We start from the raw sequence: 23,807 nt of genomic DNA on the forward strand, positions 1-23,807 counted from the left end.
CATATTTTTTAAAATCAGCAGATTAGGAAAGAAATCTTATGAGTAATAAGTTCAAGGAATACAAACAATTAGATTTATCGCAGATCAACAAAGATGTGCTGGAGCGTTGGGAAAAAGATGACACTTTCCATAAGAGTATTTCTACCCGTGAGGGGCACGAAACATTTGTATTTTACGAAGGTCCGCCATCGGCCAACGGGATGCCCGGCATCCACCACGTGATGGCGCGCGCCATAAAAGATATTTTCTGTCGCTATAAAACCATGCAGGGATACCGTGTTCACCGAAAAGCCGGTTGGGACACGCACGGTTTGCCCGTGGAACTTGGTGTGGAAAAAGCGCTTGGAATTACCAAAGACGATATTGGCAAAAAGATTTCGGTAGAAGAATACAGCCAAGCCTGTAAAACCGAGGTGATGAAATACACCCGCGAGTGGGAGGAACTCACGCGTAAAATGGGTTACTGGGTAAATATGGACGATCCTTATATTACCTATGATAATCGCTACATAGAAACCGTTTGGTGGTTGCTGAAGCAGATCTACAACAAAGGATTGCTTTACAAAGGTTACACCATTCAGCCCTATTCTCCTGCTGCCGGAACAGGTTTGAGTTCGCACGAGCTGAACCAGCCGGGCTGCTACCGCGATGTAAAAGATACCACGGCCATTGCGCAGTTCAAGGCCATCCGTAACGAGCGTTCAGAGTTTTTGTTCAACGATGTGGATACTGACCTGTATTTCCTGGCCTGGACGACTACTCCATGGACATTGCCATCGAATACTGCTTTGTGTGTGGGCCCCAACATTCGCTATGTGAAGGTTCGTTCGTTTAATCCTTACACCGGCGATCCGGTGACCTTGATTCTGGCAAAAGACCTGTTCCCGGTTTATTTCAGCGCAAAAAATGCCGAACTGGCATTGGAAGCTTATAAGCCGGGTGATAAAAATATTCCGTATAAAGTGCTGGCTGAATACGGCGGCAATGATTTAAAAGGTGTACAATACGAACAGCTGATCGGCTGGGTGAAACCTGAAGGTAAAGCTTTTGAGGTAATTACCGGCGATTTTGTGACCATTGAAGACGGTACGGGAATCGTTCACATTGCGCCAACTTTTGGTGCTGATGACGACCGCGTAGCCAAACTACACGGTATTGCACCGCTGATTGTAAAAGACGTGGAAGGTAAAAACCAGGCACTGGTCGACAAGAAAGGTCGCTTTTTTCCGACCATCGACCTCGATCCGGAGTTTGTGGAAAAATACGTTAATAAGGAAACTTACCACGAATTTGCCGGCCGAACTGTGAAAAACGAATACGACGACAAGCTCGACGACGATGCGCCAACCGTAGATGTAGATATCGCGGTAATGCTGAAACAGCAAAACAAGGCTTTCAAAATAGAGAAACATGTGCACAGTTACCCGCACTGCTGGCGTACTGATAAACCGGTGCTTTATTATCCGCTCGATTCGTGGTTTATCAAATCGACTGCTGTAAAAGACAAAATGGTGGAGCTGAATAAAACCATCAACTGGAAACCGGTATCAACCGGGACAGGTCGTTTTGGTAACTGGCTTGAAAATCTGGTGGACTGGAACCTAAGTCGCTCGCGTTTCTGGGGAACGCCGCTACCGATCTGGCGTACGGAAGATGCTTCTGAAGAAATTTGCATCGGTTCAGTAAAAGAGCTGATGAATGAAATACAAAAATCTGTCGATGCCGGATTCATGACTGAGAATCCGTTTAAAGGATTCGTGACCGGAGACAACTCTGTTGAAAATTACGATAAGATCGACCTGCATAAATCGCATGTCGACGATATTGTGCTGGTATCGCCAAAAGGACAGAAAATGTACCGCGAAACCGACCTGATCGATGTTTGGTTCGATTCGGGTGCCATGCCATTCGCACAACGCCACTATCCGTTCGAATGGAAGGAAAACTTTAAAGATGTTTTCCCAGCCGATTTTATTGCCGAAGGTGTTGACCAAACCCGTGGCTGGTTCTTTACATTGCATGCCATTGCTACCATGATCGATGAATCGGTAGCCTTCAAAAATATTATTTCGAACGGGCTGGTGCTCGACAAAAACGGTGTTAAAATGTCGAAACGTCTGGGCAATGCAGTCGATCCGTTCGAGACCATCGAAACTTATGGTTCCGATCCGCTGCGCTGGTACATGATAACCAATGCGCAACCCTGGGACAACCTAAAGTTTGATATTGCCGGTGTCGAGGAAGTAAAACGCAAATTCTTCGGAACGCTTTACAACACCTACAGTTTCTTTTCGCTTTATGCCAATGTCGATGGCTTTAAATATGCTGAGGAAGAAATTTCAATGTCGGAGCGTCCTGAAATTGACCGCTGGATTATTTCTTTGTTGAATTCGCTGATAAAAGAAGTAGGCGATAGCTACGAAAGTTACGAACCAACGCGTGCCGGCCGTGCCATTTCTGAGTTTGTGACGGAGAACCTGAGTAACTGGTTTGTGCGTTTGAGTCGTAAACGTTACTGGGGTGGTGAATACTCGCAGGATAAAATCTCGGCTTACCAAACTTTGTATAATTGTTTGACATCCGTGGCCAAATTAATGGCACCGATCGCGCCGTTTTATGCCGACCAGTTATTCAACGATCTGAACAAAGTGAGCGGAAATGAAGGCGACCAAAGTGTCCATCTGATTGATTTCCCAAAATCCGATGAGGAACTGATCGACAAGGATTTGGAAGAAAAAATGGATATTGCTCAGCGTGCTTCTTCGATGATACTGGCACTGCGCCGTAAGGAAAAACTAAAAGTACGTCAGCCGCTGGCAAAAATCATGGTGCCGGTGTTGAACCCGCATTTCAAAGAGCAATTCGAAGCGGTTTCGAATATTATTCTGGCCGAAGTTAACGTGAAGGAAGTTGAATTCCTGACAGATACAGCCGGGGTGATCAAGAAGAAGATCAAACCGAATTTCAAAACGCTGGGGCCAAAATACGGAAAGATGATGAAGCAGATTGCCGGTGCGGTGAATCAGCTCGATCAGAATGCCATTTCAACTTTTGAAAGTGCCGGTGAATATGAAATCACAGCAGGCGATGAAACGATAAAACTTTCGCTGGAAGATGTTGAAATCCAGACCGAAGACATTCCGGGATGGACAGTTGCAACGGAAGGACAGATGACGATTGCACTCGATATCAATGTAACGGAAGAACTTAAAGAGGAAGGAATCGCGCGTGAGTTTATCAACAAAATTCAAAATCTTAGAAAAGAAAGCGATTTTGAGGTAACCGACAGGATCAGGTTGCGTATTGAAAATCATATTCAGTATAAATCTGCGGTTGAGAAACACAAAGAATATATTTGCGTACAAACGCTTGCAGATGAGCTAAGCCTTGTTGATACTGTGGATCCCGAGCTGGCAAAGGAAGCAGAAATTGATAAGGATGTAATTGCAAAAATTGAAATTGAAAAGATATAATTTGAAATAAGAGCAGCCTCAGGAAAATATATCTAATTTTTGATTACTTTAGGGGCTTCTTGAAAATTAGGAATGAACTAAAATCCTGAACTATGGGAGATAAAAACAGATATACGGATGAGGAGTTGATGGAATTCAAAAGCATCATCTTAAAGAAGCTTGAAAAGGCGCAGGAGGATTATTTGATGTATAAAAACTCCATTACTCAGGGCGACGGGAATGATATTTCTGATACTTCGCCAACATTTAAAGTATTGGAAGAAGGGGCTGCTACCCTTTCGAAAGAAGAAGCCGGTAAATTGGCGCAACGTCAGCAAAAGTTTATTCAACATTTGCAAGCCGCACTGGTACGCATCGAAAATAAAACGTATGGGGTTTGCCGCGAAACCGGTAAATTGATTTCAAAAGAACGATTGCGTGCCGTACCGCATGCCACGCTTTGTATTGATGCCAAAATGGGGCAAAAATAGGTAGAAGAAAAATATTTAATTTTGCTCTTCGAAACCTTCATAAAATGAAATTTCGGAGAGCATTTTTATTTTAATAACTTGTTATGTCGCGAGCAAAAAAAGCGCTTTTAATCATTTTCCTGATTCTGTTGGCCGACCAGGTGCTGAAGATCTGGATCAAAACCAATCTGTCGATCGGCGACGAGATCGTTGTGTTTAAGAATTGGTTCATACTGCATTTTGTCGAGAACAACGGAATGGCATTTGGGTTTGAATTTGCAGGCGAATACGGGAAGATGTTTCTGAGTGTTTTCCGTATTCTGGCCGTTGTTGCCATCGGCTGGTACCTGTTCAAACTCACCAAGGAAAAAGATATTCCCTTTGGTTTTATTGTGTGCATTTCGCTGATATTTGCGGGTGCCATCGGTAATATTATCGACAGTTTATTTTACGGTATGATATTCAACCACAGTTACGGGCAGGTAGCTGCGCTCTTTCCCGAAGGAGGTGGCTATTCAAGTTTCCTGCACGGACGGGTAGTCGACATGTTTTATTTTCCGCTGATTGAAGGACGCTATCCGGAATGGGTGCCAAGAGTAGGGGGGAATCCATTTATTTTCTTCCGGCCGGTGTTTAATATTGCCGATTCGGCCATTACCGTTGGTATCTTCTCAATATTGTTGTTTTACAGAAAGCATTTCAACAAACACGAGGAAAATCAATCCAAAGAGAATGGCACTGAAGAGCTGGCAACCGAAAGTGAAACAAAGCCTTAAGCTTCTGTCAGTAAATCAAAAGACTTTATTTAAAATCCCTCATTTATCTTACCTTTGCAGCATTATTTCGATGGAATAAAACGATGGAAAATCAGCTATTTATCTACAATACATTAAGTCGATCGAAGGAAGAGTTCAAACCTTTGGTTCCGGGTAAAGTCGGCTTGTACGTGTGCGGTCCGACAGTTTACAGCAACTCTCATCTTGGGCACGCACGACCGTTTATTACTTTCGATCTGCTGTACCGCTACCTTACTTTTTTGGGGTACAAGGTGCGTTATGTGCGTAATATTACCGATGTTGGTCACCTCGAAGACGAAGTGGAAGGAACCGGGGAAGACCGGATAACCAAGAAAGCCCGGCTGGAACAACTCGAGCCCATGGAAGTGGTGCAGAAATACATGAACACCTTTCACCGCAACATGGACGATCTGAATGTTACTCCGCCAAGTATTGAACCGCGGGCATCGGGCCATATCATTGAACAGATCCAGGTGATTAAGGATATTCAGAAAAACGGCTTTGCCTACGAAACCAATGGCTCGATTTATTTCGATGTTGAGAAATACAACCAACAATACAAATACGGAAAGCTTTCGGGACGCAATCTCGAAGACATAAAAACCAATACCCGCAAGTTGGACGGACAAAGTGAAAAGAAAAATTCCTTTGATTTTGCTTTGTGGAAAAAAGCGTCACCGGAACATATTATGCGCTGGCCTTCGCCCTGGAGCGACGGTTTTCCGGGCTGGCACCTCGAATGTTCGGCCATGAGCACCAAATATTTGGGCGATAAATTCGATATTCACGGTGGAGGAATGGATCTTACTTTCCCACACCACGAGTGCGAGATTGCCCAAAATACAGCCAGTAAAGGCGACGACTCGGTGCAGTACTGGATGCACAACAACATGATCACCATTAACGGGCAGAAAATGGCCCGATCGCTGGGAAATTTTATTACACTTGATGAGTTGTTTACAGGATCGCACGAAATTTTGGAACAGGCTTATTCGCCAATGACAATTCGCTTTTTTATTCTTCAGGCGCATTACCGCAGCACCATCGATTTTTCAAACGAAGCACTTCAGGCTTCCGAGAAAGGTTTGGAACGTTTGATGACTGCCGTAAATACCCTGAAAGAGCTGCAAGTTTCGGAGAAGTCGACCGCAGATGTGCCCGGGCTAGAGAAAAAATGTTATACCGCACTGAGTGACGATCTGAACAGTCCGATCGCCATTGCCCATCTTTTTGATGGCGTTAAAATGATCAATTCAATAAAAGCAGGAACTGAAACGATTTCGGCCGCCGATCTTGAAGAACTCCGCAAATTCTATCATGCTATGGTATTTGATGTATTGGGATTAAAGGAAGAACAGACATCAGAAACAGGAGATAATCACATTTTGTCGGAAACGATGGAGTTGCTCATCAACTTGAGAAAGGATGCCAAAACCAATAAAGACTGGGCAACTGCCGATAAAATTCGAGATGAATTAAATGCCATCGGTATCGAACTAAAAGATACCAAAGAAGGGGTAGAGTGGAGCTTTAAGTGATTACAGATTTTTGATTTTATTCAAATAAATAAACTGAGTTAAAAGTCTTTGAACTTTGAACTCTAAACTTTAGACTAGACATGTTTTCAGGAATAGTAGAAGAATACGGAACAGTAGCAGCGATTGAAAAAGACCAGGAGAATGTACATTTTACATTCACCTGCTCGTTTGCCGATGAATTAAAAGTAGACCAGAGTCTGTCGCACAACGGGGTTTGTTTGACCGTAGTATGGGTCGACAAGGAAAAAAAATTGTACAAAGTTACAGCCATCAAGGAAACACTTTTAAAGTCGAATCTGGGTTTACTGGAAGTAGGTTCAAAGGTGAACCTGGAGCGCAGCATGATGATGAATGGCCGTTTGGACGGGCACATCGTTCAGGGACATGTCGACCAGACAGCCGTTTGTAAAAAGGTGGAAGAAGCTGACGGTAGTTGGTACTACACTTTTGAATATGAGTTCGACATTGATAAGGCGAAGCAGGGATACATGACAGTTGAAAAAGGGTCGGTAACTGTGAATGGTGTTAGTTTAACAGTTGTCAATTCAAAAGATAATTCTTTCCAGGTGGCCATCATTCCGTTTACTCAGGAAGTGACCAACTTTCACACTTTTAAGGAAGGAACCGTAATCAACATCGAGTTTGATATTATTGGAAAATACTTGAGTAAGTTGAATTCGTATAATTGATAACAAGTAAATTATGATACAGAAAAGGTCCTTTCAGCGGGCCTTTTTTTATGAATCAATACCGGCTCTGCATGTTATTCTGAAAAAAATCGATATCTTTTAAAGATGAATCAAACAGCATTAATAACGGGCGGAGCAAAACGAGTTGGAAAAGCCGTTGCAGAGCATTTGGCGCAGCAGGGCTGGAATGTAATTATTCATTACAATCGATCGGCAGAAGATGCTATTACATTGGTTCAGGATCTGGCATCAAAATATCCAAAACAGCTCTTTTCATCGATAACGGCCAATCTGGCAAACAGCCACGAAGTAACGAGTCTTATCCCGAATATTGTTGAAAAGCGTGGCCCCTTTGATTTGCTGGTTAACAATGCATCGATGTTCAATAAAGGTGATTTTAGTGCAACTTCCGAGCAGCTTTTCGATAGCCAGGTGAATGTAAATTTTAAAGCTCCCTTTTTTCTGATGCGCGACTTTGCCAAAGCATGCAAAAAGGGGAACATCATTAACTTTGTAGATACGCGGATAACAAACAACAAAGCTGATTATGCAGCTTACTCGCTTTCGAAAAAAGCCTTGTGGGAAGCCACCAAAATGGCTGCTGTGGAGTTTGCTCCCGCGATCAGGGCAAATGCCATAGCTCCAGGTGTTACATTGGCACCGGCTGATAAAGACGAAAAATACTTGCAGGAACTCGCTCAAAACATCCCAATGAAAAAACCGGGTGGAACGGAGCCGATTCTTAAAAGCATCGATTATATTTTGGAAAACGACCACCTTACGGGGCAGTTATTGTTTGCCGACGGTGGCGAAAACCTTTGAACTAACGGATAAAAAATGGCAATAATACGTGTAAAAAACCTGCTGATCAGGACCTACATCGGATTTAATCCGGAAGAACTGGTGAACAAACAGGATGTTTTAATCAATATCGAGATTGAAACAGATATTCCGGTTACAGCGCTTGAAGCTGATGAACCGGATGATATTTTTGACTATAAAACAGTAACAAAAAAAGTGATCGCCCTGGTTCAGGAAGGACAGTTCAAGCTACTAGAAGTATTGACCAAAAATATTCTTGACCTGGTGATGGAAGATGAACGTGTGGCACGGGCAAAAGTGGAGGTCGATAAACCGCATGCACTGCGTTTCGCCGAGTCGGTATCACTCGAAATGGAGGCACGACGATGAATGAGGTGATAATAGGTGTCGGCTCCAATATTAATGCCGATGAGAACGTCGCCCGAATGCTTGAAATCCTGCGTACAAAAGTAAAAGTGACAAAAGTGTCACCGATGATACGAACCAAACCTGTTGGAATTGAAAACCAGCCGGATTATACCAATGGTGCAGTAAAGATACAAACGGAAAATGACAGATCGTCGCTGAATAAAATCCTGAAAGAAATTGAAGACCGGTTAGGTCGCGATCGCAGCGGACCAAAATTCGGTCCACGTACCATGGATCTGGATATTGTCGTCTGGAATGGTGAGATTGTGGATCCGGATTACTACACGCGTGAATTTATTCGTACCAGTGTACAAGCGGTCGACGCTGGACCGTTTCCCGATTAAATTTAACGCTGCGCTTTTTAAAGTAAATTCGGCAAAACTGATTTTTGTACACAAAAAAATTTCCCAAAGCCTGTTAACTTTGCATAAAACCGAAGGAATGATCAAATTCTTGATGGCCATATTTCTTCACAACCGAAGTTTCCTTAATATCAAAAACAGGGACGCTTTTCCATGTCAATAAACTTTATTTATCCCTTTTTATTTTGAACTCCGGATTACTCCGGCAATTTTTAATTCATAATATTTTTTGACATGGAAATACCATTTGCAGAATCGTATAAAATAAAAATGGTTGAGCCCATTTTCCGCAGCACCCGCGAACAGCGTGAGAAATGGATCAAACAAGCTAAATTCAATTTATTCAATTTAAAAAGCGAACAGGTTTACATTGATCTGCTGACTGACAGTGGGACCGGTGCCATGAGTCACAATCAGTGGGCTGCATTAATGACCGGCGATGAAAGTTATGCGGGTTCATCGTCGTATTATAACCTTAAAAACGTTATAAAAGAAATCCTCGGATTCGATTATTTCCTGCCAACTCATCAGGGGCGTGCAGCTGAAAATGTGCTGTTTTCAGTTTTGGTGAAGGACGGAAATGTGGTTCCGGGGAACAGTCATTTCGATACTACAAAAGGACACATCGAGTTCAGAAAAGCAAAGGCTATCGATTGTACCATTGACGAAGCATTTGATACAGAATCGTTGCATCCGTTTAAAGGAAATATTGATCTGGAGAAACTGGAGGCAGTATATTCATCTTTTCATCGCGAAGAAATTCCGATGGTTATCGTTACACTCACTTGCAATACTTCGGGAGGCCAGCCGGTTTCCATTGAAAATCTGAAAGCTGTTCACCATCTTTCAAAGAAATACGGTATCCCGGTTGTTTTTGATTCGGCACGTTTTGCCGAAAATGCCTGGTTTATAAAAGAACGCGAGCCGGGATATAAGGATAAGAGCATCAGGGAGATAGTGGCTGAAATGTTTTCGTATGCCGATGCCATGACCATGAGCAGCAAAAAAGACGGTATTGTTAATATCGGTGGTTTTATGGCCATGAACGATGAAAAGCTTTATAAAGAGGCGTCGGTTTTCAATATTATGTACGAAGGTTTTAATACCTATGGCGGAATGGCCGGCCGCGATATGAACGCGCTCGCCATTGGCCTCGATGAGATCACTTCGGGTGCTTATCTTGAAAACAGAATCCAGCAGGTGGCTTACCTTGGATACCAGCTTATCGGGTGGGGAATACCGGTGCAGAAACCCATTGGAGGGCATGCAGTTTTTATCGATGCAAAACACTTTTTAGAGCACGTTCCGAAGGAAGAATACATTGCACAAACATTAGCTATTGAGTTGTATTTAGAAGCCGGTGTGAGAGGTGTTGAAGTAGGCACTTTACTCGCCGACAGGGACCCGGCAACGCATAAAAACCGTTATCCTAAACTTGAAATGTTGCGACTGGCAATTCCAAGACGAACATACACCAATAATCACATGGATGTGGTGGCGGTGGCATTAAAGAACATCTGGGAGAAAAGAGATAAAATTAAACACGGCTTTAAAATTTCGAATGAAGCACCAATTATGAGGCATTTCTCGGTGGAGTTGGAGAAAGTGGATTAGCTGTTTTCAACGAAATGGCGCGAGAATTCGTTGAAACTCATTTCGTATTTGGTACCCATATTTTTTTCGTATCGGTTGCAGAACGATTCGAAATGAAATTTGGCCAGGTGCAGGTTTCCGGATTTTTGTTGTGCCCAAACTTGCAGGTACACCGCTTCTTCGTTTAAATCGTCGTAATCAAGAATGCGTTGTGCAACTTCTTCAACATTTTGAGGCTTTTTGTCTTTTTGGTAGTAGGAAGCCAGTTTCAGTAAATTATCGATCACCTGGTTTCCAATGTACCCTCGAATTTCATCGAGCCAACTCCATTCGGTACCTTTTAAAAGGCTTCCTTCCTTGACAATATGAAAGAAAGCTTCGAGTTGTTCGCGCGACATTCCTTTTCTGATCTGGCAAAGTTGAAAAGCCTGCATATAATCGCAGAAAAATGAAGCTTTGGTTTTGAAGATCAGATATCCGTTGTGAGAGATCAGATCAACCTGATCGAACTGAACAAGATTCTTACGGAGCTTATTTAAGGTAACCGCACGGTTATTGGCAACTTTTCGCGGAGAAATTCCTTCCCAGAGCGTAGCATCAATTTCGCTGACTGCTGCTCCTAGGTTATTGTTTTTCATGGTGTGCAAAATGCTGAAAACAAGCAATTCCCTGACTTTAGGAGTGAATTGAGCCGAAATATCTTCACCTTGAACATTAATTGCTTTGAATTCGCCAAACAGTTTGATCTGATTTTTGGCCGGAGGAAAATGCGTAGATTGTACCGCAGTTTTTTTGTTTGTTCGGATGAGTCGGAATACCAGCAGAAAAAGCAATACCGCGATTAGTAGTGTCACAACAACAATCGCGGAAATCAACAATCCGCGAGGTACCGGCAGCTCTTTATATGTTTCATTATTCAGGATAATTTCCTCATCGATCGAAAGCCTGTTGATTTCTTCAGTTCCCAAAGGACGGTCCCAAAAATTCAGATTATCAATATACCCCCTCAAACTTGCACCCTGCGAAAATGCACTTCCAATATGCAGATCGCTTGTTCCTGAGTAGGGCGGGTGTCCGTCGGAACCGCCAACAAATTTACCGTTCAGGAAAATGGCCTGTTGACCGGTTTCAATAATGTAACGCCAGGTTAGGTGGTACCAGATGTTGTTTTCCAGCACTTCTTCCGAAATGTAATCGTTTGACCACAATCCAAAATAAGGATGTCCTGAACGTAGGATCAGGTGCATTCCACGCCGGTACCCGGTTTCGTTATTTCCAAGAATGGCATTGTCTCCGAACTCAAGAATATCAGTGAATTTTACAAAACAGCTTACCGTAAAACTGCTGTTAGGCAGACCGAATCGCTCGGGATTACCAAGCAGAACATTCGCATTTTCGGGAAGTTTCAGCACCATCCCCCTGTCAATGTCCTCGGTGAAAGAATAATTCTCGCCTGCATAATTTCTGGATGGATTAACCAGATCAGTAATAGAGCCTTCGAAATGAAAAGAAGCTGTCAATCCTTCGCTCAGGCTCATAGGAGTGGCCAATACAGGGTAGTCGTCCTGCATGGTCATCTCTGCAGTAATAATCAACTGCGCTGGTGTCATCCGGTAGCCGGGAACAAAGGGCGACAGGATAATTTCTTCACCTCCGCGAATGGGGAAACTGAATTTTCCGCCCGTCATTAGTATATCGGGATTTTTCCAGTAAACACGCTCCAGGTTCTTCCCGGTAGTTCTGACTTGCCCGTTAATTGAATTGAAAGAGTTCAGCTGATCGACAATAAAATCGAAACTGACAATGTTATTTCCAACACCAATAAAATTCGGTTTCTTGCCAAATTTTCTCCAGTTTTCGAGCAGGAAGTTCACATAATCGGGCACCATGTTTTTACCTAATCTGCTTGATACCGAACCTGTAGGTAAATTCTGAAAATCGTTGATTTTGAAAAGCTCTTTATTGATTTTTGATTCATTATCCAGGATCACCGAACTTGGGGTGAATCTACTGGCTGAAATCTGCAACGAATAGTCATTGATCGGGTGAAATATCCGGCTCTCATTTTCAATCGCTCCATCCACAAAAAAGATAATGCGCCGGTTGGCCTGCACCATGTATTCGGTTGATGGCCACGTTTCACCTTGGGGCAAATAAAAAAGCCTTCGGGAAACCGGCGAAACGGTAATGATAGAATCAAGAAGGTGAATATCTCCGCTGTAGTTGATAAATACAGGGATTATTTTCGATTCTTTTGAATCAGCAAGTGTGGCAATTTTTTCAAGTAGTTCGCTCAAAAGAATATTGCTGTTGACCAGAACTGCGCTTTTTTGGTTCAGGCCAATATTCATTTCCAGGGCTACCCAATCATTGTCCGCAATAAAATTCCAGAGGTCTGAATTCTTGTAATCCGCAGGTGAAATCTTAGCGATAAGGAAGGTATTATCGGAAAAATTGTTGGCACGGCAAAACAAGCCCGACATTGCAATCAGCAGAAAAAAAAGTAGGTGCTTTACACTGATTTTATTGTTCATTTCCCTCCGTACAAGAATTAAGATTAAGACTTAATATCTTCTTATTTTGTTTCCAAATATACCAAATTGTAGCTTACCCGAAATAATTTTAAGAAAATATATGATTGGCAAAATGACTTTTTAATCAAATACTTACGAAATAAATTAAGATGAAATTAAGATGCTGATAAGCCTTGAATGGTATTTGAGTTAAGATGTAGCTAATTGCGCGCGCGTATACTTGTTGTTCAAATTTGTACGAGGGATGACCGATAAAACGATCAAAAGAACACACTACCTGCTTTTCATCACAGGAGGACTAAGTATAATTCTCTTTCTTTTGATATTCAACAAAACCGTTGAATATACATCAAGCAATGAATCTTGTGCTTCGTGCCACGTACATCCGCATTCCGAAGCAAGTTGGCGATTGTCGGTACATCATAACACGCCAAGCGGTATTTCGGTGAAATGTGTAGATTGTCATTTGCCCCCGGAAGATCAAACGGCATATTTCCTTACACGCAAAGCTTATCATGGTTTTCACGATTTGTATGCATACGTTACCATGGAGCCGGATGAAATTGACTGGGCAGCCAAACGATCGACCGAAGCGGCTCAACGTTTTGTGTACGAGGATGGCTGTATAAAGTGTCACACAAATATGTTTCCCTCAACATTGAGTGCAAAAGGAAGCGAACAGCATATCAAATACATTCGCGATCCTGAAGGTAATTCCTGCATTCAGTGTCATCACGAGGTTGGGCACTGGCGGGGAGAAAAAGGTGGCTTTGCAGAAGAAGAGATGGATGCTCAACCTAAAGAAATATTTACAGATTTGACCGAAGTAAACTCCTTCGAAGACTTTGAGGAAAAAATCCCGGGCACTGATGTTTCATTCAAAATGATCGCCATTCCGGGGGGTGAATTCAAAATGGGAAGTCCCGCCGATGAGCCCTACCGAAGATCCAATGAAGGACCAGTTCGTGAAGTTAAAGTTGATAGTTTCTGGATGGCAGAAATTGAAGTAAGTTGGGATGAGTACCTGGCCTTTTTTACCGCTACCGGATCGCAGGGACGCAAAGAAGCTGTAACTACGAACGAAGAAACCGATGGAATTACAGGAGCTACTCCACCTTGGGGAGCACCCGATCAGGGATGGGGAAAAGGAAGTCGGCCGGCAATTACCATGAGCCATCACGCGGCTGAAACTTATTGCCGCTGGATCAGCCAGGTAACGTGCAGAAAGTACCGTTTACCTACCGAAGCCGAATGGGAATATGCAGCGAGAGGAGCTACGCAAGGGCCTTATTTCTTTGAAGGATCGCCAAAAGATTATGAAGCCGACGGATTTCTGAGAAAACTTTTAGGCGCCAATACCCAAGTGTTTGATAAATATGTGATTCATCACGATAATAGTCCGAATAAGACCGAAGAGCCCGATGCTGTTGAAGCCAATCCTTTTGGTCTTAAAAATATGCTGGGTAATGTGGCTGAATTTTGTGCCGATTATTACGATCCGACGGTTTACGGCAAATATCCAAAGGGAACAATTATGAATCCAAGAGGACCTCGAAGTGGAATGGAGCATGTTGTGCGCGGAGGTTCGTTCCGAAATTCGCCAAAGGATTTGCGGGTAGCACGCCGAGATTTTACCCGAACAACAGATTGGCTGACTACCGATCCGCAAATACCCAAAAGTATTTGGTGGTATTCCGATGTAAAAAGTGTGGGTTTCCGGGTCATTTGTGAATATGATCCCGAGGATTTTCAAGATAAAAAAAAATAAAAATAAACCGTTATGGATAAGAATCAACTATCACGCAGGAATTTTCTCGAGAAGTCAGCACTAATAGGGGCTGCCGGAGTGGTTGGCATGAGTGCACTAACTTCCTGTTCGAAGAATAAGAAAGAAGTTGATTATGCATTCCCGCCGTTACTGGATAGTGCTCCCGACGGAAAACCATTGAAGGCCGGCTTGATAGGATGTGGTAACCGCGGAACCGGTGCAGCTTTGAATTTTCTGGCCGCAGGACACGATCTTCATCTTGTGGCACTGGCCGATGTTTTTGAAGATAAGGTTTGGGATTCGCGGGATAAACTTTTAAAACAGCGAGTTGAGGTATCCGAAAAAAACTGTTTCTGGGGATTTGATGCTTATAAAAAAGTAATGGATCTGGATGTTGATATTGTGATTCTGGCCACTCCGCCGCATTTCCGTCCCGAGCACCTCGATGCTGCCATTCAGGCAAAAAAGCATGTGTTTATGGAGAAACCGGCATGTGTCGATCCGGTTGGTGCGCGAAGAATTATAGCCACTTCGAAAAAAGCCGAAAATATGGGATTGTCGGTCATTACCGGAACGCAACGCAGGCATCGTGACGATTATCTTGAAACGTACAAACAAGTTGCTTCAGGAGCTATTGGTGAACTTAAATCGGCCAAAGCATTTTGGATGCAGTCGCATGTGTGGTTTCGCACCCGCGAAGAAGAGTGGAGCGACATGGAATATATGCTTCGGAACTGGAATAATTTCTGCTGGTTATGCGGCGATCATATTCTGGACACTCATGTGCATAACATCGATATCGTCAACTGGTTTATGGGTAAACATCCGGTTGAAGCCATTGGTTTTGGTGGACGGACACACCGTTTAACCGGCGACCAGTACGATTTTTTTAGTATTGATTTCGATTTTGGGACCGGTGTTTCCTCCCACAGTTTTTCGCGACAGATCGACGGTTGCGCCAACCAAATGGGAGAAATGATTATGGGTACCGAAGGATACACCAATTGCAAAAATACCATTTTCAATTTCGATGGATCGGTGAAATGGACTTACGATTACCCGAAAGATGAAAACGGGCGCTCAACAGGATCGCTGAAGATTTCTCCTTACGTTCAGGAACACATTCATTTGGTTACATCGATTCGAAACAACCAGCCGGTAGTAGAAGCTGAACGTACAGCAATTTCAACCCTGACTGCAATTATGGGAAGAACGGCTGCTTACACCGGGCAAAAAGTAACCTGGGAAGAAATGATGACATCGACCGAACGACTTGGACCCGACAAATATGAAATGGGACCAGTGGATATGGAGTTTCCTGTTCCTGTTCCCGGAACAGCGCATAAAGCTTAAAACAGAAGATGAAGATATCTGTAGTCATACCGTTGTATAATGAAGGAGCTTTGGTAACTCGCCTTGTAGAGGAAGTGTGCCAACATGTAAAATCCATAGGCAAGCCTTTCGAAATTGTTTGTGTTGACGACGGAAGTACGGATACCACTTTTGAAAATCTTCGGAAAACCACAAAGGAAATTGAAGAATTAAAAGTGATTTCACTGTCGCGGAATTTTGGCTTGCAAGCGGCTATAACCGCAGGATTGGATCATGTCGGAGGCGACTATGTGGTAATCATGGATGGCGATTTCCAGGATCCCCCGGAATTGATTCCGGCTTTATTTAAAAAGATCACAGAAACGAAAGCCGATGTGGTTTCTGCATTGCGAACCAGCCGGGCTGAGAAATTCGGTAAACGGTTTTACATTAAAATATTCCACAAAATATTTCGGAACGTTTCGGAAACCGGGCAGGTGGAACAGACCGGCAATTTCAGCATGTTGAGTCGAAAAGCAGTTGATGCTGTTTTGAAATTCAGCGAACAAAACCGCTATTTCCCGGGCATCAGGAATTTTATTGGTTTCCGGCACGAATTTGTGGAATACGACCGGCCCGATCGATCTGAAGGCAGTGCAAAAATGAATCGTAAAAAGTTGTTTGCACTTGCAGCCGACGCGGTTTATTCGTTTTCGAAATGGCCGATAAAAGCCTGTTTGTACCTTGGTTTGCTGGGCGTTGTGGTATTTTTTCTGGCCATTATTTATACGCTGGTTTCAAAATTTACAGGTTTGGCACCTTTTGGCTGGTCATCAACTTTTTTGGCCATCAGTTTTTTCGGATCGGTGCAACTCACGTTCCTGGGATTGATTGGGGAATATATTTTCCGCATTTACAAAGAAGTGCAAAAACGGCCGATTTACATCGTTAAAAAAATTTTTGAAGCCGATAAAGAAGAAAAAGAAAATAAAAGTTCAAAGAAACAATGAACTCACCATTGAAAATAATAACAGCACGAAATGCCTTCATCGCCAGCCTGTCGGTTGCAGCTTTGATCCTGTTATTTCTGGCACCAAAAACTGCTGTTAATGTCGATGAACTGTTGCATTATCCACATGCTAAAAAGGTGGTCAACTGGTATTTTACGGGCGGCGAAGATGCCTCGTGTCTGCATACTCCGGTTCATAATTTAAAATATTACGGGCAGTCGGTTGATAATTTAACCGCGCTGATCAACCGCTTTTTTCATATCAAAGATGAATACCTGACGCGACATTTTACCGGGGCTTTTTTCTTTTGGTTGCTTTTGCTTTTTGCCGGTAAACTAGGCAAAGAATTAGGTGGTTCATATTGGATTTCAGCATTGGTTGTAGCCAGCTTGATGCTCACTCCTCGTTTGTTTGGCCAGGCATTTGGCAACCTGAAAGATATTCCTTTTGCTGCCGGTTACATTGCTGCCATACTTTTCATAGTACGCTTTTTAAAAGAACTACCAACTCCCAAATGGACCACAGTATTTTATCTGGGCCTTGCCATCGCTTTTACCAACTCGGTGCGAATCGGAGGATTAATACTCTTTGCTTACCTGGTAGCCGGTTTGATCGGTATTATAATTTTGAAGCCTTTTTTACTTAAATATATCGTTTCAACTAAATCTTGTTTTGTAAGGTTAACGGGCCAGCTTGTTACAATAGCCGTAGTAGGTTATTTTATCGGCTTGTTGTTCTGGCCCTATGCCTTGCAGAATGTTTTTCGTCATCCACTCGAAAGCCTGTCGGTTATGGAGCATTACAAGATCAGCATTAAGCAGATTTTTGACGGCGAAGTAATTTGGAGTACAGCACTTCCCTGGGATTATCTACCTCTTTGGTTTTGGAAATCCACCCCGGAATTTATCATGCTGGGGTTCATATTCTTTATAGCCTTTTTAACCTATAAGTTTACTAGACCTGTAAGCGAACAACTCTTTTTCGAGTTGTTCGCTCTTTTTACCTTTTTGTTTCCGGTAGTTTATGTTGTTGCAATCGGTTCGAATTTGTACAGCGGCATCCGGCAAATGTTGTTTGTGGTACCCGTAGCAGTTCTACTGGCTGTTTGGGGGACTTATCAGCTTTTTAAAATGAAGCAAGCCCAAAGATTCAAAATTCCGGCGCTTGCATTTTCATTCGTATTGATGCTTCTTCCATTGGTTCATGAAGCTAAAACTTTTCCTGTTGATTATGTGTACTTTAATGCCATTTCGGGAGGAAATAAAAAGGCCTGGAGCAATTATGAGTACGATTATTATTTTCACGGGATAAAGCAGGCTGCCAGTTTCCTGAAGGAAGAAATTGGTGATAAAAATGCCAAAGTAGCCATGAATTGCAGGTTGCCAAACTATTTTGAAAAGCTGGAAAACATCGATTACAAATATACCCGTTATCTCGAGCGAAGTTCTGTTGACTGGGATTACGGAATTTTTGGGGTGAACTACATTTATCCCTCGATGCTGAAGAATGATACATGGAGATCGGCCAAAATCATGAAAACTTACTATCATAAGGGAAATCCGCTGGTAGTGATCGTGAAACGCGGAGATAAAAACGATCTTCGGGGAATACAAGAATTGAAAAACGGCCAGTGGGTTGAAGGTGAGGATTTACTGATGAAAGCACTTGAAACGGAGCCTAAAAATGTTTGGTTATTTGTAAATTTGGCGAATGCAAAACTGGCACAGGCCAACTATGCCGCTTTTGATGATTTGCTTAATAAAGGTAGGGCAATACATCCCAATTATGAGCCGTTTTATCTGCTCGAAGCACAAAAATATTTCGATCAGGAAAAGTACATCGAAAGCATGGCAGTGCTGGATCAATTGATCGAAGTTAATCCGCGCTACGAAAATGCTGGACCTTTATTAAAGAAAGTAAAAGAGAAATTAAATAAGTAACGTAAAAAAAATTGAAATGAAGAGAATTATTGCAATGATCGGCTTGTTCATAATGAACTTACCGACTTTATTGATGGCGCAGGACGAAGGAACTTATATCGATAATCTTGGAGCACAAGACAGTTCGTACTTCGACGATGCTCCTTTGGCAGCTGCCGAACAGTCATCGAATTCGAATGTGGTTGTAATCGTAATAATCGTTTTAGTAGTAATTGCTGCTGCGGCCTATTTTCTGCTAAAGAAAAAGAAAAAATAAACCCCGTTAAAAGTGATTGAAATAGAAACCCGGCCTTTTGAGCCGGGTTTTTATATTATTGTGTCAGCTGTTGAATCAGCCGATCTTTTCAACCGCGGTATTTATACGACTTACCGTTTCATCTTTGCCAAGTAATTCGCAAATTACAAAGAGATCGGGGCCCATGTTTCCGCCAACTAAACTCAGTCGTAATGGATTCATTATCATTCCAAAACCCCATTCTTTTTCATTCATAAAAGCTGAAAAAGCTTCTTTGATGTCGTCAGCATTCCAATTTTCAACCGATTCAAACACAATTGAAATTTCTTTGAGTTTATCCGAAGTATCTTCTTTCCAGCGCTTTTTTACTGTTTTTGCATCGTATTCTTCAGGTGCTTCAAAAAAGTAATAGCTTTGCTCCCACAGGTCAGCAACAAACTCGCAGCGTTCCTTGATCTCGGCAACCACCTTATTCAATTTTTCGTCGCCTGCCTCTACTCCTTTTTCGGTTAACACAGGTTTGAAAAGCGACACAAGTTCTTCAACTGTTTTTTGTTGGAAATAGTGCCGGTTAAACCACTTGGCCTTTTCCGGATCGAAACGTGATCCTGATTTCACAACACGTTCGAGGCTAAATACTTCGCTAAGTTCTTCCAGTGAGAAGAATTCCTGTTCGGTTCCCGGGTTCCATCCCAGCAAAGCCATCAGGTTGATAAATGCTTCGGGGAAATAACCGTCTTCGCGGTATCCACGCGAAAAATCGCCTGTTTTCGGGTCGGTCCATTCCAGTGGAAATACCGGAAAGCCCATTTTATCACCATCGCGTTTACTGAGTTTTCCTTTACCCGCCGGTTTTAAAATGAGCGGAAGGTGGGCAAAGCGCGGTTTGGTATCTTCCCAGTTCAGCGCTTTATACAACAAAACGTGCAAAGGCATCGATGGAAGCCATTCTTCACCACGTATCACATGCGAAATTTTCATCAGGTGGTCATCGACCACATTGGCAAGGTGGTAAGTCGGCATGCCATCCGACTTGAAAAGTACTTTGTCGTCGAGGCTTTTTGTGGTATTAAAAGTTACGCTGCCGCGGATCAGGTCTTCTTCCGTAACTTCAGTGTCTTCCGGCATTTTAAAACGGATAACGTATGCATTTCCGTCTTTCAGCTTTTTCTGAACTTCCTCTTCTGAAAGTTTTAATGAGTTGTTTAGCTTTTCACGGGTTGAAATTCCGTATGAAAACGTTTCTTTTACAGCTTCGGCTTCTCTGCGGAGTACGTCGATTTCTTCGGGAGTGTCGAATGCATAATAAGCCCAGCCCGTTGCTACCAACTGATCAGCATATTTTTTATAAAGGTCTTTGCGCTCGCTTTGTCGGTAAGGTCCAAAATCGCCACCAATACCGGGTCCTTCTTCCGGATTTAATCCGCACCACTTAAGGCTTTCAGCAATGTATTCTTCGGCACCCGGCACAAAACGAGTTTGATCGGTATCTTCAATACGAAGAATAAAATCACCGTTATTTTTTTTGGCAAAAAGGTAGTTAAACAATGCAGTTCTGACTCCTCCCATATGCAGTGGCCCGGTAGGACTCGGGGCAAAACGTACCCTTACTTTGTTCTCACTCATCATTAAAATTTTTAATCGCTGCAAAGATAGAAGAAAAATAAGGATTGAATTGACGAATGCGGATAACTGTAATTTATCACCATTTATTTTCTGTCTGTTTCGTTATTTTGTATTTAATGACTGAATTCGCCTGAGTTGGTGGATCGCCACAGATGTTGCAACAAGAACAAAAAAACAAAATAACATGTACGGAATAATAAAACAAGATCTTCAAAAAAACCTTGAAGAATTGAAAGAGCAGGGACTGTATAAAACAGAACGTATTATTACTTCTTCGCAAAGTTCTGAAATAAGTGTTGCCGGTGGAGAATCGGTACTGAATTTTTGTGCCAACAACTACCTCGGGCTGGCAAATAATCCGGAAGTTGTTAAAGCAGCCCAAGATATTATGAACGATTATGGTTTTGGACTTTCATCGGTTCGTTTTATTTGCGGAACACAACAAATACACAAAGAGCTTGAAGATAAAGTTTCGGAGTTTCTGGGAACCGAAGACACCATTTTGTATGTAGCTGCTTTTGATGCCAACGGCGGAGTTTTTGAACCACTTTTGGGACCAGATTCGGCAATTATTTCGGATGAGTTGAACCATGCTTCTATAATCGACGGTGTTCGTCTTTGTAAGGCACAGCGTTTTCGTTACAAACATTCGAACATGGAAGAACTTGAAAAATGTTTGAAAGATGCGGCCGATGCAAAATATCGATTGATTGTTACTGACGGTGTTTTCTCTATGGACGGCGATATGGCAAAATTGCCAGAGATTGTTGAACTGGCCGATAAATACGATGCACTGGTAATGGTTGACGATTCGCACGCAACCGGTTATATCGGGGAGCACGGAAGAGGAACTGCCGAGCACTTTGGCTTATTGGGTAAAATCGATATTATTACCACCACTTTTGGTAAAGCAATGGGAGGCGGTAATGGTGGTTGCACTTCGGGACGTAGAGAGATTATCGAGATGTTACGTCAACGCTCACGTCCTTATCTTTTCTCGAATACTCTCGCTCCAGCAACTGTTGGTGCCACACTTAAGGTTATCGATATGTTATCGGCCTCGGGCGAACTACCGGCAAAAACAATGGCAAATGCTATGCATTTCCGTACAAAAATGGAAGCTGCAGGTTTCGATATTGTAAAAGGCGATACGGCCATTGTTCCGGTAATGATTTACGACGAACCACTGGCCATAAAATTTGCTGACGAGTTACTAAAAGAAGGTGTTTATGTGATCGGTTTTGTATTCCCTGTAGTTCCACGTGGGAAAGCACGTATTCGTGTCCAACTTTCTGCGGCACATACAAGCGAGCAGATCGACAAAACCGTTGAAGCATTTATTCGGGTAGGGGAAAAGCTGGGTATATTGTAAAAATAGTTTTGTTAAGCAGAAACAATCCGAAGTATTTTCAACCGGTATTTCTGTTAATTTTTTACGATTTGTTGGGTGATTTTACGATTTGAAGGTGTAAAATGGAAAAATCTGCTCAAATTTGGCACGCGTAAGGAAATAATGCCATGAGGAAATAAAGATATTCCGGATTTTATGGACTTATTCTTCCCCGAGTAAGAACATTAAATGACGACCCCAAGGAATGAAACTTAAATGCGAAAAGAAGGTGGTATCCGAAAGGATCCACCTTTTTTAATGAACATAGGCAAAATATTATCCAATAAATAAGTAATTTGTCCTTTAAATCTACATGAGAAATTATTAGTTTTCATTTCCTGATTAAATCGATAGCATTGGAAGCATTTGAGAAATTCATTGTTGTATTTTTTGCCGGTGTAAGCGGAATCTGGAAGGGAATTCCCGTGGGAATAGGTCTAAAATTATTGCCAATATACACCGGAATATTTACTGCATTAGGTTCAATTACAACGGTACTAATCTTGTATTTTGCAGGCGATGCATTCCGAAAATGGGTATTCAACCTTTATGGCCAACAACGGATCGCACGAAAAAAAGGAAAGTTTATACGCTTTGCCCAAAAATACGGCCCCTGGGGAATGGGGCTCATAACAGCAGGAATATTAGGGCCAATAACATCCACAATACTTGGATTAATATTTTTCCGGGACACGAAAAGATTCGTGATAATTCTACTGGCCGGAATATTTATTTGGTCCTTACTACTGGCTTTTATTTTTTCTCCGCTTGTTGAGTGGATCGCCGAATCAGATTTGTTTCATTAAGTTTTTTTCTGATTTTAAACCTGGAAGGAATCAACTTTCCGATAGGCCTCGATCAACTTCTTCTCGCCTTCTTCTCCCGGCATCGAATTTCCGTGTTCCATTCCCATTACACCGGTGAATCCTTTGTCGTGAATGTGTTTAAAGACGTTTAAATAATTAATCTCACCTGTGGTCGGTTCCTTTCTTCCCGGGTTATCTCCAATCTGGAAGTAAGCAATTTCATCCCAAGTGCGGTCGATATTGGTGATCAGGTTCCCTTCGGTTTTCTGCATGTGGTAAATGTCGTACAGAATCTTACACGAAGGGCTGTTAACTGCTTTGCAAATCATGTATGTCTGTGTCGAAGTCTGCAAATAAAGGTCGGGAGAATCCGAAAGTGGTTCGAGAACCATTACCAAACCGTGTGGCTCCAGAATTTCAGCGCCCCGTCGCAGCGCTTCAATTACATTGGCATCTTGAATCCCGATAGGTAGCCGGCGCTCAAAACCGCCGGGAACAACGGTCATCCATTTGGCATTTACACGCTTAGCTACGTCAACTGCGCGTTTGCATCCATCCAGGAAAATATCGATATATTCTTTTTTTCCGGCAGCAAGGGTATTGGCCATGTTTCCTCCTTTATCGATAACAAAAACACCCATGGTCATATTTAATTTCTCGAGTGTTTCGCCAATTTTTTCCTGTGTTTGAATATCGCGGCCCATCATTCCGTTATCTTCAAAAGCAGTAAATCCCTGGTCGGCCATAAATTTCATCTGGTCGATGAGGTCATTTCCGGCGCTGTTCCTGAACATTCCGAAATGGGGAGCATAATTGAGATTGAATTTGCCGGCATTTGCAGCTACTGATTCACTTACGGTAGCATTGGCAAATCCCGAGAGGCCTGTTACGGCTAATCCGCTGGCGGCAGCATTCACAATAAAATTTCGTCGCTTCATGGTTATCTGGTTTAAGTTATTAATGCGCTTAAATTTAGTTATTATTCCGCTTTTATTCCAATTATTATTCAATACTCTTTTTATGTAAAAAGGCATCGCTGAAAGTTGGTATGTAATT

General features: G+C 42.5%; 19 protein-coding genes. 16 read left to right on the forward strand and 3 right to left on the reverse strand.

Features of this window, described 5'->3' with window-relative positions; genetic code table 11:
- The first annotated feature begins 38 nt into the window (after positions 1-38).
- From ileS to tnaA, 9 genes are all read left to right on the forward strand, one after another.
- Positions 39-3,473: an isoleucine--tRNA ligase gene (ileS, locus tag WFY05_RS07065; protein ID WP_340112066.1), complete on the forward strand. Its 3,435-nt coding sequence runs from the start codon at positions 39-41 to the stop codon at positions 3,471-3,473.
- A 92-nt stretch (positions 3,474-3,565) separates the two neighbouring features.
- The gene (locus WFY05_RS07070; protein ID WP_340112067.1) at positions 3,566-3,943 is read left to right on the forward strand and encodes a TraR/DksA family transcriptional regulator; all 378 of its coding nucleotides are present in this window, start codon (positions 3,566-3,568) and stop codon (positions 3,941-3,943) included.
- A gap of 83 nt (positions 3,944-4,026) precedes the next feature.
- Positions 4,027-4,698, forward strand: coding sequence for a lipoprotein signal peptidase (locus WFY05_RS07075; RefSeq protein ID WP_340112068.1), 672 nt, complete (start codon positions 4,027-4,029; stop codon positions 4,696-4,698).
- Between the two features lie 83 nt (positions 4,699-4,781).
- Positions 4,782-6,257, forward strand: a complete 1,476-nt coding sequence (gene cysS, locus WFY05_RS07080) for a cysteine--tRNA ligase (RefSeq protein WP_340112069.1) — start codon at positions 4,782-4,784, stop codon at positions 6,255-6,257.
- Between the two features lie 80 nt (positions 6,258-6,337).
- Positions 6,338-6,946 (forward strand): riboflavin synthase, encoded by a 609-nt coding sequence (locus WFY05_RS07085; RefSeq protein ID WP_340112070.1) that lies wholly within the window; start codon positions 6,338-6,340, stop codon positions 6,944-6,946.
- A 105-nt stretch (positions 6,947-7,051) separates the two neighbouring features.
- Positions 7,052-7,768: an SDR family oxidoreductase gene (locus tag WFY05_RS07090; protein WP_340112071.1), complete on the forward strand. Its 717-nt coding sequence runs from the start codon at positions 7,052-7,054 to the stop codon at positions 7,766-7,768.
- Between the two features lie 15 nt (positions 7,769-7,783).
- A complete protein-coding gene (locus tag WFY05_RS07095; RefSeq protein WP_340112072.1) occupies positions 7,784-8,137 on the forward strand; it encodes a dihydroneopterin aldolase in 354 nt (117 codons plus the stop codon).
- A complete protein-coding gene (gene folK, locus WFY05_RS07100) occupies positions 8,134-8,520 on the forward strand; it encodes a 2-amino-4-hydroxy-6-hydroxymethyldihydropteridine diphosphokinase (protein ID WP_340112073.1) in 387 nt (128 codons plus the stop codon). The genes WFY05_RS07095 and folK overlap by 4 nt, the downstream gene beginning before the upstream one ends.
- 252 nt (positions 8,521-8,772) lie before the next feature.
- Complete coding sequence (gene tnaA / locus WFY05_RS07105) at positions 8,773-10,152, forward strand: tryptophanase TnaA (RefSeq protein WP_340112074.1); 1,380 nt, start codon at positions 8,773-8,775, stop codon at positions 10,150-10,152.
- Here the strand turns inward: tnaA and WFY05_RS07110 are convergent.
- The gene (locus WFY05_RS07110; RefSeq protein ID WP_340112075.1) at positions 10,149-12,665 is read right to left on the reverse strand and encodes a LamG-like jellyroll fold domain-containing protein; all 2,517 of its coding nucleotides are present in this window, start codon (positions 12,663-12,665) and stop codon (positions 10,149-10,151) included. The genes tnaA and WFY05_RS07110 overlap by 4 nt on opposite strands.
- A 244-nt stretch (positions 12,666-12,909) precedes the next feature.
- Between WFY05_RS07110 and WFY05_RS07115 the strand changes: the two genes are divergently transcribed.
- The 5 genes from WFY05_RS07115 to WFY05_RS07135 are packed head-to-tail and all read left to right on the forward strand — an operon-like array spanning position 12,910 to position 18,950.
- A complete protein-coding gene (locus tag WFY05_RS07115; protein ID WP_340112076.1) occupies positions 12,910-14,433 on the forward strand; it encodes an SUMF1/EgtB/PvdO family nonheme iron enzyme in 1,524 nt (507 codons plus the stop codon).
- 12 nt (positions 14,434-14,445) lie between these two features.
- Positions 14,446-15,786, forward strand: a complete 1,341-nt coding sequence (locus WFY05_RS07120) for a Gfo/Idh/MocA family protein (protein WP_340112077.1) — start codon at positions 14,446-14,448, stop codon at positions 15,784-15,786.
- Positions 15,787-15,794: 8 nt separating this feature from the next.
- Positions 15,795-16,754: a glycosyltransferase family 2 protein gene (locus WFY05_RS07125; RefSeq protein WP_340112078.1), complete on the forward strand. Its 960-nt coding sequence runs from the start codon at positions 15,795-15,797 to the stop codon at positions 16,752-16,754.
- Positions 16,751-18,694, forward strand: a complete 1,944-nt coding sequence (locus tag WFY05_RS07130) for a hypothetical protein (protein WP_340112079.1) — start codon at positions 16,751-16,753, stop codon at positions 18,692-18,694. The genes WFY05_RS07125 and WFY05_RS07130 overlap by 4 nt, the downstream gene beginning before the upstream one ends.
- Positions 18,695-18,710: 16 nt before the next feature.
- On the forward strand, positions 18,711-18,950 hold the full coding sequence (locus tag WFY05_RS07135) for an LPXTG cell wall anchor domain-containing protein (protein WP_340112080.1): 240 nt from the start codon (positions 18,711-18,713) through the stop codon (positions 18,948-18,950).
- A 75-nt stretch (positions 18,951-19,025) separates the two neighbouring features.
- Here the strand turns inward: WFY05_RS07135 and gltX are convergent, their stop codons facing one another.
- Positions 19,026-20,555, reverse strand: coding sequence for a glutamate--tRNA ligase (gltX, locus tag WFY05_RS07140; RefSeq protein WP_340112081.1), 1,530 nt, complete (start codon positions 20,553-20,555; stop codon positions 19,026-19,028).
- A 184-nt stretch (positions 20,556-20,739) separates the two neighbouring features.
- On the opposite strand from gltX, the gene WFY05_RS07145 reads away from it, so the two are divergent.
- Positions 20,740-21,927 carry a glycine C-acetyltransferase gene (locus WFY05_RS07145; protein ID WP_340112082.1) on the forward strand — a complete coding sequence of 396 codons (1,188 nt, stop codon included), beginning with the start codon at positions 20,740-20,742 and terminating at the stop codon, positions 21,925-21,927.
- Between the two features lie 374 nt (positions 21,928-22,301).
- A complete protein-coding gene (locus tag WFY05_RS07150; protein ID WP_340112083.1) occupies positions 22,302-22,751 on the forward strand; it encodes a hypothetical protein in 450 nt (149 codons plus the stop codon).
- Positions 22,752-22,765: 14 nt separating this feature from the next.
- Here WFY05_RS07150 and WFY05_RS07155 read toward each other — a convergent pair whose 3' ends face one another.
- Entirely contained in the window at positions 22,766-23,689 is a 924-nt protein-coding gene (locus tag WFY05_RS07155) for a hydroxypyruvate isomerase family protein (RefSeq protein ID WP_340112084.1), read from the reverse strand.
- Positions 23,690-23,807 lie beyond the last annotated feature (118 nt).

Source organism: Maribellus mangrovi, assembly GCF_037646455.1.
In the GTDB taxonomy this organism is placed as follows: domain Bacteria; phylum Bacteroidota; class Bacteroidia; order Bacteroidales; family Prolixibacteraceae; genus Draconibacterium; species Draconibacterium mangrovi_A.